General features: G+C 59.3%; 9 protein-coding genes. 4 read left to right on the top strand and 5 right to left on the bottom strand.

The window, feature by feature from the left end:
- Positions 1-226: 226 nt before the first annotated feature.
- On the bottom strand, positions 227-559 hold the full coding sequence (locus tag B5483_RS21845) for a hypothetical protein (RefSeq protein ID WP_079732015.1): 333 nt from the start codon (positions 557-559) through the stop codon (positions 227-229).
- Positions 560-680: 121 nt separating this feature from the next.
- Positions 681-1,238 carry a hypothetical protein gene (locus B5483_RS21840; protein ID WP_079732014.1) on the bottom strand — a complete coding sequence of 186 codons (558 nt, stop codon included), beginning with the start codon at positions 1,236-1,238 and terminating at the stop codon, positions 681-683.
- A gap of 261 nt (positions 1,239-1,499) precedes the next feature.
- Here B5483_RS21840 and B5483_RS21830 point away from each other — a divergent pair, with 261 nt between their 5' ends.
- The 4 genes from B5483_RS21830 to B5483_RS21815 all read left to right on the top strand — a co-directional run bounded on the left by B5483_RS21830 (position 1,500) and on the right by B5483_RS21815 (position 5,738).
- A complete protein-coding gene (locus B5483_RS21830) occupies positions 1,500-1,985 on the top strand; it encodes a hypothetical protein (protein ID WP_139384121.1) in 486 nt (161 codons plus the stop codon).
- A gap of 61 nt (positions 1,986-2,046) precedes the next feature.
- A complete protein-coding gene (locus B5483_RS21825) occupies positions 2,047-2,607 on the top strand; it encodes a hypothetical protein (RefSeq protein ID WP_079732011.1) in 561 nt (186 codons plus the stop codon).
- 175 nt (positions 2,608-2,782) lie between these two features.
- Positions 2,783-3,862, top strand: a complete 1,080-nt coding sequence (locus B5483_RS21820; protein WP_079732010.1) for a tyrosine-type recombinase/integrase — start codon at positions 2,783-2,785, stop codon at positions 3,860-3,862.
- Between the two features lie 565 nt (positions 3,863-4,427).
- Positions 4,428-5,738: a helix-turn-helix domain-containing protein gene (locus tag B5483_RS21815; RefSeq protein WP_079732009.1), complete on the top strand. Its 1,311-nt coding sequence runs from the start codon at positions 4,428-4,430 to the stop codon at positions 5,736-5,738.
- 4 nt (positions 5,739-5,742) lie between these two features.
- Here B5483_RS21815 and B5483_RS21810 read toward each other — a convergent pair whose 3' ends face one another.
- The 3 genes from B5483_RS21810 to B5483_RS21800 form a co-directional block, all read right to left on the bottom strand.
- Positions 5,743-7,149 carry an alpha/beta hydrolase domain-containing protein gene (locus tag B5483_RS21810; protein WP_079732018.1) on the bottom strand — a complete coding sequence of 469 codons (1,407 nt, stop codon included), beginning with the start codon at positions 7,147-7,149 and terminating at the stop codon, positions 5,743-5,745.
- A gap of 183 nt (positions 7,150-7,332) precedes the next feature.
- Complete coding sequence (locus B5483_RS21805; protein ID WP_054945876.1) at positions 7,333-8,106, bottom strand: hypothetical protein; 774 nt, start codon at positions 8,104-8,106, stop codon at positions 7,333-7,335.
- Positions 8,107-8,132: 26 nt separating this feature from the next.
- The gene (locus B5483_RS21800) at positions 8,133-10,538 is read right to left on the bottom strand and encodes a TonB-dependent receptor (protein WP_176168168.1); all 2,406 of its coding nucleotides are present in this window, start codon (positions 10,536-10,538) and stop codon (positions 8,133-8,135) included.
- Positions 10,539-10,723: the final 185 nt, after the last annotated feature.

The following is a 10,723-nucleotide window of genomic DNA, read 5'->3' as shown; positions in this document are numbered from 1 at the left end:
GTCGCTAACTCCGGCGCTAGCCAATGAGCTTGCACCGCCGCTAACTCGCGCGACTACTACCTCGCTGCAAGGCGGCCGCTATCGGATACGTACTCAGGAACAGCATTTCCATGTGCTCGAGGGTGCGCTCAAGCGTGAAACTGGTCAATCGTAGTTGATGACGCGCACCTCAGTCATTTCAGCCGGCTGACGGGGTGCGTTGACGTGCCGAGCGGATTGCGGGTGCTCAGTGTCCGACAATCATTGCTGCCGCCATGTCGCAAATTTCTTCCAAATGTTGAGCAACCTTGATTGCCAGTTCCTCATTCTCGAAGGAACGCAATGAATCCGAGGCACGACTGGTAGCACGCTGGATCAGATCGGCATCGTCGCGGGCTTCGACCAGGAGCGCGGAAATCATGAGGCTGTTTGCTGTAATCTGAGCCAACTGGCTGGCACTAACGTTGCCCATTTCCGCGATAACCTCCTCCAACTTTTCAATTCTCTCGGAGGCTTCATGTAATGCGCTTGCACTGGCCGACAGGGCATCGAGAATGGCTTGGTCGAGTTCGTTCGGCATTGATGCGGGCTCTCCCATTGTTTTCCAAAGCTCTCAGTCAAACCTGGTGAATCAAAAATCCGTAACTGCAGCGCTGGTGGGTCGCAATCGTAAGGAGCCAGATTGCACCATTCTTCCGCGCTTAGGCGGCTGTCAGCTTCATTTCGTCTCCGAAAATATCCGCCAATCCTCGATGATATTCTGAGATCATGAGTAATATATCGCGCTCTCGTTCTGGGTTTCCGTCGCCGTAGTGCCCGGAGAGGAGGTAGGTTCTTTCCATCTCATCTTTGAGCGCGCCATAAGCCACTGCAGTGCGCCAGATCTCGTCAAGCTTCTCATGGACTTCTGGTCTGAACAAAAAACGGGACATGCCCGTTGCCGTCACAAAGGCTCGGTTGATCTCTACAGTCGGTTCTTCGGCATGTTGAAGAATATGCAGCAAAAAGTCTCGGGTTCGTTCGAAGACCTCGTGTCGGCGATCAAAAAGGTCGTGACGGAGTGCGAGCTGTTCTAATGCCAACTGACCAGCCGCAATGTCCGCCTGCTTTTCGAGTATGTCATTTTGGCGATTCGTGATCGCGAGCTGGCGCATCCCTACGATGACTGCTGCGCCGACCGCTAGACCACCTGAGGTCAAGGTTGCAAAGCTCTGCCAATCGAACTGGCACCAGTAGATACCGAGCGTCGGTTCACACATTCAATGATGAGCTCAGTAGTCTGCGCACCGCCTCCGGCCGGCTGGGTGCGTCGTCCTGGCTGGCGATCCATGCGTCGAGCTTTGCGAGTAGATCGGGCTGAAGGCGAAGCATGACAGGAGTGCCCGTCTGTTTCGGGCGTTTGCGTTTCGCGATATCACCAGTTGCATTGGCCATGGCGCGGTGATATCACGAGATCGAGCCGAGCGGAAGCTACCAACAACCGCCCGGCTCTGACCAATCCCGTCTTACAGGAGACGATCATGGCTAATTTCCCACTACGGGCGGATTCCGCCCGCGCCAATCCCATTCATCATATTCCCGGCTTTCGTCGCAGCTTCCCAGCCGCCACGCCTCGCCGCGCCGAGGTGGAAGCGTTGATTGATCGCCTTATCGGTATGCTCGATCGGCTGGACGGCGATCCCGAGGCAGAGGAAACCGACCTAGAGGATTCGTTCGTGCTCTCGCCGTGGGCGCTCGAGGCCACCAGCGGACCTGGTTGCGCAGTTGCCGACATCGACAAGGCAATCGACGACGACCCTTGCGATGCGGACTCCGATAGCGAGCCGGACGAGGACGACTTCAACTTCCCTCTCTACGGATTGGATCAGAGTGAGGCCGAGGCTTTCCCGCCGTCTGCGGACCGCACCCTCTTGAGACAGCACCGCGACTACATTCGAAGAACGCGGTGCAGGCGGCTGGATCCGACCGCCTTCAGTCGGGGGGCTGTGGAATATCGGCTCTTGTGATGCTTGACTGTTTAGGGGTGAACGGTTATCCAGATCGTGTACCCCTAAACGGAATAGAAAAATGGTCGATTTGCACAGCAAGATCCACTCGAGCACACTGGTCGCCCAAGGGGCTGGCATAAATCCAGCCACCCTGCGAGGCTACTATTCCCGAGGCAAGTTTCGCGCATTGGGCGAAGCGGCCGAGCAGAATGCGCGCCAGGAACAGGAGAAAGGCGGCCAGCCGGCACGCTACAACGCGCGGGGGGCGATGCACGTCGCGTTGGCCGTCGAGTTGATCCGATATGGCTTCGACGGTGAGCAGGCTTTCAATGACGCTGCTGTTATCCTGATTGGTGACGAGCAACGGCATCCGGGTGGATGCTTCAGGCCCAATTACGGCCCGACCCTGTTCATTTATGCCCGAGGTCAAGAGAACCACGAAGACGCCATCTGGATCGCCCACGAAGAAGAATTCAACAAGTACATCGCATCGAAGGTCCGAAAGGCAGTCAGCTTTCTCTCGATCAATCTGACCGTACTTGAGCAGCGGGTCTTCTCCGCTCTCGGTCTCTCGGGGAACTCGTGGGATGATCTGCCTGACACTGACGGCGATGATACCGGCGTCCTCATTAGGGAATGACGATGGCCGGCCAGTACCTAACCGACAAGCAACTGGCCGAGGTCATCGGCGGCATTAAGCCCTGCACGGTGCGTTCTCTGCGCCTTCAGGGCATGCCTGCGGTGAAGTTAGGCCGGTCTTACCTCTACCCTCAGGACAAAGCGCTCGCGTGGATCGCAGCGCGGGAGGAAAGCACATGCCAAGGCCCAACACCGGCCCCCGTCTCAAGCGGATCGACGGCAGGCCGAACTTCTACATCGTCTGGTTCGAAGGAGGGCGCGAGCGGCGCCGCAGCACTGGCACTGCAGACGGCCGAGAGGCTGAAGCGGTCCTCGGGGCCTTCCTCCGCGAACGAGAACTCAGTATCCGTCCTGCCGGGCCGGCGCGGCCGAACGACTACCTGATCGCGAGCGCGTTGGACCTTTACGGCACACTCCACGCTCCCACCGCGGCGGATCCGAAGCGGATCGCCTATGCCATGGTCCCGCTGCTGACCTTCTGGGGCGAGCAAACCGTCGACGCGATCACCAAGCAGACCTGCAAAGCGTATCGCACTTGGCGAAAGAAGAGTGACGGCACCGTGCGGCGCGAGCTCGTCGTTCTGAAGGCTGCACTGAACTTCGCACACAGCGAGGGCCGTCTGACCACCGTTCCCCATGTCGAGCTGCCTGCCAAGCCCGAGGGCCGTGATCGCTGGCTGACCCAAAAGGAGGCCGCAGCGCTCCTGTGGGCGGCGCGTTCAGGCCGCAGCGACGTCAGACTGTACCTGCCGCTGTTCATCCTGATTGGGCTCTACACAGGCGCCCGAAGAGACGCGATCCTGTCTCTGCGTTGGCCGAACGTCGATCTGGAAGCCGGTCGGATCTACTTTGCCCGAAGCGGCGATCGCCAGACTTCAAAGCGCAAGGTAGTCGGCCAGCCGATACCGCGGCGGCTCATGACCTTCCTGCGGCTGGCCCGCGATCGCGGCACCGAACTTGGATATGTCGTTCACAATCACGGTGAGCGCATCAAGGACATTGGCGGCGGCTGGGACGGCAACGAGGACAAGCGCGGCGAGGGAAGCTTCGGCGGTGCCTGCAAACGCGCTGGTCTGATCGACGTCACCCCGCACGTCTTACGCCACACCTGCGGAACCTGGATGGCACAGCGCGGCGTCCCCCTTCACCTAATTGGCGGCTGGCTCGGGCACAAGGATGCCCGGACGACCGCCCTCTATGCCCATCACCACCCTGACCACATGGCCGAGGCGCTTGCCGCCGCGGACCGCCGATAGAGGTTGTGCGAGTTATGTGCGAGCTACGAGCGCATTTTCACGATACGTTCACGGGACTAAACCATGAACATTCCTCGAAAAGTGCTGTAATTTCAGTCGAGAGCCGCCCTCCGAAGGCAGAGGCCACAGGTTCGAATCCTGTCGGGTGCGCCAGTATCGACTGTTGAGAACGCCTCGGGCGGTCCCGCAATCTATATAGCTGGCGAAGAATGGCGCCTTGAAGCGGTACTCTCGCTGAGATCGTTCGGCCTTGCCTCTATTTCGTAGGCCAGAGCCTGCACCAGGCGCTCAAGGAAGATCGCGGTCCAATGGGAATTGTCCTCGGTCTTTGCTTCGACAGTGAGCGAGTTCAATTCTGATCGCTAGCTTTTGAATCGCCGGGCATTCACGGAACGATGCTGCGTCTCACTCACCCCGATACGGCCCCGACCGTGGGCCCGCCTGCGCATTTGACTGACCGTGGCGGGCAACTATTGTGCCAAGGAACGGCTTGGGCAATCCGGATGGGGTGGTAGGTTCAATCTATGGGCGTCGTCAGTAAAACTTCCGCAATTTGCGATTGACCGTGTCCATCGCGATCTCACCAGACATCGAAACGGAAATCGCTCAATTCCGGGAAACGCTTGCGTCCGGCCGATCGGACAAGCTTGTGCGCCTCTTCGATTATCTGCTGGAGCGGACGCGCGCGGGCCAGTTTCCCAAAGAGACGGAAATCGCCACAGACCTGTTCGGCGACAAGCCGGAGTTCATTTTGGCGGGCAATGCCAGCGTACGCGTCTACGTCCACCGCCTGCGCAAAAAACTCGAGGAGTTTTACGCCGACGGGCGCCCCGTCAGGATCAGCATTCCCCAAGGCGAATATTCGGTCAAGGTCTGCGATGGGTCACACGAGCCGGGCGAAGGCCGTGAAGATGCCAGTGAGGCTTCAGGGCACGCCCGTACGGGGCTTCAGGTGCTGGCGGCTCTGGCTGCGTTTGTGTGCCTCTCCGGGTTGACCGTTTGGTTGCTGACATCCTCTCGGTTTCTTTCGGATGATCCCGAGATAGTGGGATCGCCAGTCTGGAACTCGCTGCACACGAACGGAAATCCGAACCTGATTGTCGCCGGGGACGATTTTCTTTTTGCCCAGAACAACGCCCTTCGCGGCACATCGCAGCTGGTTCGGGACCCGCTCATCAGGAATGGCGAAGCTCTCGACGTCGTGTTGATGCGCAATCCAGAGCACAGGGGCAAGCTACGCGATGTCGATGCACATTTCCTGTCCGCGGGCACGACCCTGGCACTCGCAAAGTTGCAGGCTGCTCGCCTGGATTCCATGGCTGGCGGGAGCAGGCCCACTGCCCTGACATATGGTTCGCAATTGACGTCGCAAATGCTCAAGGCGGCCAACATTGTCTATGTCGGATCGATCGCCTGCCTGCCGCCGCTTTTGCGTAACCCGCTCTTCAATGCATCGGGGATGAAAGTCGGGGCGAACTATGACGAGTTGATCGATCGCGAAAGCGGCAGGCACTTCCGCTCAGATGGCTCCGTCATTTCCGAGGACCGCGTCGCCACGCGCGATTATGGCTACATAGCCCGTCTGCACGGCCCTTCCGGCAATGCGATCATTGTGATCATGGGCACCCGGGATCCGGCGATCCTGCAAATGGCGCAATTGATCAGCGATCCATCGAAGATGGCCATGTTGGGCCGGGATCTCCCCAGTGCAGACGGGGATTTCGAGGCGCTGTACGAAGTGCAGACTATGGGCAACGTCAATGTGAACGAACGGCGCCTGATCCTGCGCCCCGTCACCGCCGGTGATGTCTGGTACAGGGCTACGGCCAGCCAGCGCTTTCCCAATGACGTGCCCGAGGCCGATCTGAGCTACTAGCCGTTCAGAAATCCTCGGGCCGTGCGACGGGACGAAGGTCGTCTGCGTCTTCCGCCAGCAGAAAGCCTTCCTGGACAGCGCGCTTCTTGGCCGCCTCGAATTTGCGCAGATAATTGGAATATGAGCCGTAGAGGCGCCGCAATTCCGTGCGCGAATATGGCTGTTTGGTTTCGTAGACCATGCCGCACTGGGCTTCCTGCTCAGTCCAGTATACTGCCGCCGGGGCCATGACCCAGGGGGGGCGCACACCCCCGATCATATTGCCGAACTTCGGGTCGCGAGCGATGGAATTGCCTTTGCGCTGCAGGCGTTCTGCTTTCGGCATGGGCACTTCGTGGCGAACCCACTGGTCCATCCTGTCCAGCATGGCGGAGACCACCAGTTCGGCCGGCTCATCGTAAAGCGTATTGCATTTGGGATCGTCAGACTTGCCCACATCCGCGGGCAAATCTTCCACTTCTTCCGTGCCAAGATCGGCTATGCGCAGATGGGGCATTCCGGTGATTTCGTAGAAGCGCAGCTTCGGGCGATCGCTGTCGGCTGGCAATTCCACCCCTGCCACAGCATCGTACATGGCTTCGGACTGGCTGTAGACGGTAACGAAGGGAGCATCTTCCGGCATGCGGCGTGGGACGCGAATGACATCTCCGCCCACTTCGCCGAAGGTCATCCTGCCGGTCATGTACGCGTCGATAAGGGGTCTGCCATCGGGCATGCGCCACTGTTGGTGACGCCCCTGGTCGAGATAGTCCATCCACACTTGCGCGGTGACAGCCCAACTGTTCACATAGACACGTTCGACATTGAGCCCGGCCATTGGCCCATTCGGAAGGTTCGACTTGAGCAGCATGGCGAGTTCGCCGCCAATGGCCTGCGATTGCGGAACGAAGGGATCGGGAATTGAGCCGCGCCGGAAGCGCTGAGGATCGTAGTATGTGCCAAGCGGCGCGTATCGCGCATAATCGAAGCGCCGCATGAAATCGAAATTGAGGTTCGCCGGCTCCGGGTCCGGTTGCCAGTTCGGATCCGTGTGGGTCTTGGGGTCTTGTGCCGGCTTGTTGATGTTCAAGGTGTATCCGACGAAGGCGTAGCCATGTCGAACGAGGTAGTCTCTCGTTAAGATCCAGCCAGCTGCGCGTTCACCGATCCAGGTGAACGGCGCAATCACGACGGTGCCGTTGAATTTGGCCGGATCTGCGGGCTTCCTCACCAGGATACGGGTGATGTAGGGGACGTCGAACAGAGCCTTGCCATCGGCCGTAATTGCGGGGGCCTGGCCCGAAAGATAAAACTCCTCCTCGACATAGCCTGCCGCCGCCAGATCGACATACTCGGTGCCGGGATTGGTCTTGCGCGTGGCCGATGACAGGGGCGGCTGATCGCTCGGCGGCACCGGTGTCAGGGTTGGCATGGTCAAATCCTGACCCAGCGCGGTTGCGGGAAGCGCCCCGGCACTCGCGGCGCAGGCCAAAATCGCCGACAGGATCTTCCGGCAACCGTGCGGGGCAGAGGCACCGCGCTTCAACCAGTCCGAGCCAGGCGCCTTGCGTTTCATTTCAGAGTGCTCCCAGTGTTCGGCAGGTTTGCGGCAGTATCATTCGCCGGGATCGTTCTTGATGACTGCCACATCGAGCGTGCCGTCATCATTGATGATCATGTGATCATTCTTGCAGACATATTCGGCAATTTTGTAGGATTTCGGTTCTTTGCTGTACATGAAGCTGAACTCGTACGGCTTGGTCATGTACTCCGGGTCGATGACCGTCACGTCGTCGTGCAGGATGCCTTTTTCGTCCAGGTACAAACGTTCCTTGACTGTCATCTGCGCAGAATGGGGGATGTCCGCATAGCGAAGTTCGTCGACTATGCCGCGCGTGGTCACTTCAAGGACATCGCCATCCCATGTCCCTGTGGAATAGCCGAAGTACCCCGGATTGATCTCGTCCAGAGGGGGCATGTCTTCATTCAGATAGATGCGCCGGGTCTGCATCATGAACTCACCCAGCACGGTGATCTGATCCAGATTCGGGTTCTGCAAGATCTGCAGCGCGTAATGTGCCCCCATGATGCCCGGCGCGCCTTCCGGCAGACAACGGGCGCTGTCGGTGACCAATGGCGTGCCAGCTTCGTCGGCAGCGGCGCGCCGTTCCTGCAATGCGCGCCATCGGGTGAGATATGGCTCCTTCAGCGGCGGTTCGACCAGTTGCAGTTCGGGCGGGTCAGGTTCACCCGAAAATGTATCCGCATAGGCCGGATATCGGTTCCAAACGCCTTCGAAATTGGCATCCGCTGCCATGACGGCAGGGGAAACGGCACCGAACAGTGCCGCTGCAAGTGCCAGAGTCGCCGATTTCCTCGAGCGCGTCATTGCTCTTTGGGCCATTTCCCTCTGCCTCAACGATGCATTGTCACAGTGAGGCCCACGGTCCGAGGACGGAAGGAGCTGCCGCGATACCAGAGATTGCCGACTGTATCGTGCGTCAGGCTCTGCACGGGGTGGCTGTTCGTGACATTGTTCATGAACAGGCTCACATCGACGTCGTCGAACCTTGCTCCGACCCGCATGTTGAGCATGGTTGTTGCAGGCGCACGCGGAAGATCCGGATCGACCAGCGGCGAATTGACATCCAGCGGCGTGTCGTCGTGGCTCGTGTAGGTGAAGTCGGCGCGGACATAGCCGTCCACCCTGTCGATCGGCAGCACGTATTCACCATTGAGCTGCAGCGACCATGGGACGACCGGGAAGGGCTCGCCGGCCTTGCGGATGACACTATCTTCCGGACCGATCACCGAGGTGGTGTAACGCGCATTGATATAGGACGCCGAAACACCCAGGGTAAGGTTGTCGGTGGGCTTGGCCGACAGGGCGAAGTCTACGCCGTCAATCTTGGCATTCCCCAGATTGAGCGTGGTGTAGAGCTGGCAGGCCGGCAGTGTGAACAGCGTCTGCACGTTTTTCCAGTCGACCCGATAGGCGGAAATATCGAGCTGCAAACGCCCACCGGCGAGCCGGTTCTTGCTGCCGATCTCATAGCTCCAGATGCTGTCCGGATCGACGATGTTGGGCGTGTTCGGATCGAAGCCGATCGCGGCGGCATCGGCGGCGCAGGCTGCACCCACCGCAGATGCGACACCGCTTCCGCGCACGCCCTTGGCCGCATTGGCATAGAACATGTTGTTCCGGTCTGCCTGGAAAGTAACCCCGAACTTGGGTGTCAGCGACTTGCTGTGGGCGCTGATCCTGTCGTTGATCCCGTCGGTCGAATAGAGCGGGCCGGCAATGAAGCTGCTGAAGTCGTACTTGGCATCGGTGTAGCGCAGGCCTGCCGTCAGCCGCAACCGTGGCACGATTTCGAAGTCAGCCTGTGCGAAGGCCGCGATCTGCCGGTCCTTGTGGCCTACCTTCTGATAGACACTGTAGATGTCACGATAGAGTTCGGTGCCAAAGGCGTCGGTCATGGTCGGGAACGGATCGTCTCCGAAGACTTCGGTCTGCCCGAAATTGACGACGTCAAGCAGATCGGGATCGACACTGCCGAAGGTCTCGCGCGTCGTGCCGTTCATGTAGAACAGGCCGGCGACCCAGTTGAAGCGATCGCCTGGATTGTCGTTCTGCAGCCGCACTTCCTGGCTGAAGATGCGCTGCTTCGCCGAGGAGTTCGTGCCAGACTGGTAATTTTCGAAGCCGGCCGGGAAATCGCCTCCGGGATAGCTGCCGAAGATTCCCAGGCTCAGTGTTACGTCATCGCTCCGGGTGCTGGTCTTGCGCTTGAAATAAGAGGTGTTGGAGACCAGGCTCATCCCATCCAGTTCCAGCTCCGCTTTCAGGGCGGGAAGGACGAAGCGATCCTTGCGGTTTTCCGGAATGCGCGAAAGGCTGGTCCGGTAATTGGCGTGAGCGATGTCGGACTGCGCCAGTTCGAAGCGCGAACTGTCGTCGAATTTCACATTCTGATAGAACACCGACGGGGTGAGGGTGAGATTTTCAGTCGCCTGCCAGCCGAGCGCCACACGGGTGGAGAAGCTGTCCTTGCTATCGATATCCTTGTCGATCAGTTGCTTCGAATATCGGTCGAGCCGGTCGACATAGCCACCGTCGTGCCGATACCAGGCGCTGGCGCGAAAGCCGAGTTTGCCTTCCACGATCGGCGCTCCCAGTCCGACACCGCCTTCATAGCTCATCGCACCGTGCTGGGTGCCCGCGATCTCGCTGCGACCATAAAGGCTCAGGCTGTCGAGCGAGGGTTTGGGAGTAATGAACCGGACGGCACCGCCGACCGAACCGCTTCCAAAAAGCGTCCCCTGCGGCCCGCGCAGCACCTCTACCCGATCGAGATCGAACACTTCGGGATAAGGGTTGGTCAGCGAGGGACTGATCCCGGTGCGGGTCTGGATAGGCGTATCGTCTATGTAGATGCCGGTGGTCGGGATGCCGGAGTCCGACTGGACGCCGCGGATCGAAATGACCGACTGGCCTGTTCCGAAATAGAGCGCGGTCTGGCCGAACGTTAATCCCGGCGTAAGCCGGGCGATGTCCGACATCGAGCGAATGCCCTGCTTGTCGAGAGCTTCCTGATCCTTGGCAACGATGCTGATGGGAACGCGGCTTAACGCCTGGGTCTGCCGCGTCGCAGTGACGAGGATTTCACCGCCTACCTCGGCCTCCCCTGTCGCCTCGGCATCGCCTGAGGTGGCATTCTGGGCATGGGCAATCGTGGACGTGCTCAGCAGGGCCGCCACGATTGCCTGTTTTGCGATCTGCCGGCTCGCGGCGCGTTTGTGCATCTTCAGATTTGACATGATTTCCCCGAACTTTCCCGACTCTTGTTTTCTCGAACACTGCATTGGAAGGGGGCTTTCCCCTTGCAATCTGCGGCGTCTGGATGGCGGGAAAACTGTCAAATATATGCAACTATGTGTAGCGATAACCGGCTTCAAACTTGTTATGTAAACAATTTGCAACCGTTACAAAGCGCCATTATGAC

It is taken from the genome of Novosphingobium mathurense (assembly GCF_900168325.1).
GTDB classification, from domain to species: Bacteria; Pseudomonadota; Alphaproteobacteria; order Sphingomonadales; family Sphingomonadaceae; genus Novosphingobium; species Novosphingobium mathurense.
Note: the sequence above shows the minus strand (reverse complement) of the source record. Positions and strands in the feature narration are given on the sequence as shown.